A 1,194-nucleotide genomic window follows, 5' to 3' on the forward strand; every position below is an offset into this window, starting at 1 on the left:
GCCGTCCGGGGTCACCTGGAGCGTCACCGGCGGCAGGGTCGTGCGCTCCTGGCGGCCGGTGGCGAGGTTCCACCATCCCACCTCGACCGCCGGCAGGGTGAAGGCGCCCGGCCGCGCCGGCACCACGGAGAGGGTCTCGACCAGTTCGGCGCCGCTCTCGCCGTCGATGGTGACGCGGCCGGTCTGGCTGTCGTCCTGGTACTGGCGCACGCCATCCACCTCCGTCACCGGCAGCGGCGGCAGCTGGTTCGGGCTCGCCCCGCGCGCCTTGAGGCGGATGGTGCGGGTGAGCACGGCGCCGACCTTGGCCCGCTCCGGCGGCGCCGACCATTGCTGCGTCAGGCTGACCGCCCGCGCCGGCAGGAACCAGCCCTCGGCCCCCTCGGGACGCGGCTTCACGTCGATCGCCACCGGCTGCGCCTTGAGCGTCGCGTCCTCGCTCTGGAGCGTCGGGATGTTGCCGCGGCCGAGCAGGTTCGACATCGACGTGGCGGCGGCACCGGGGCGCGCCGGCACGGTCACGTTCACCGTCAGCGGCTCGATCTCGATCCGCCCGCTCTTCTGCGGCTGCATCAGGAAGCTTTGCTCGATGACGCCGTAGCGCTTGCCGCCGATGGTGCGGGTATAGACCCGCTGCTTGCCCTCGGGGGTGAACGAGGCGCCATCCGCCTTCAGGTCGCCGAAGCGGCCGGAGCGCATGCCGACGCTGTCGAAGATGCGGATCGCGACCGGCACCAGGCTTTGGGCATAGGGGCCGACATCCCCCGCATCCACGCGCACGAACAGGCCGCCATCGTCCGCGGGGGCTGCGACCGGGACCGCCGGCACCACCTGGACCTTGAGCGGGGCCGAGGTCTGCCCCTTCACGGTGAGGCCGGGCACGGTGAGGATGCCGGTGCGCTTCGGCGCCAGCGTCATCACCCACTCGTTCACGTCCACCGGCCGGCCGCCCACGTCGTCGGAGCGGCTGCGGCGGGTGCGGTCGACGATCTCGAAGTCCTTCGTCAGCGGCGCGAGATCCGGCGGCTCGCGGGCGTCGCCGCCGGAGAGGCTGAGGACGTAGTTGAAGGTCTCGTTGGCGCCCATGAAGTCGTGGTCGACGGAGCCGGTCAGCAGGGCCGCGCGGGCGGCGGGCGCGGCGACCAGCATGACGGCGAAGAGCGCCATGGCGAGCAGCGCCGCGGTGCGGACGCG

The 1,194-nt window shown here is 73.1% G+C and carries 1 protein-coding gene; it reads right to left on the minus strand.

The window, feature by feature from the left end:
- The coding region (locus tag AC2W7M_RS25860; RefSeq protein ID WP_486135994.1) for a BatD family protein at positions 1-1,194 on the minus strand (1,194 nt) is incomplete at both ends.

This window comes from Xanthobacter sp. BG11Y11_SDJG, assembly GCF_057364445.1.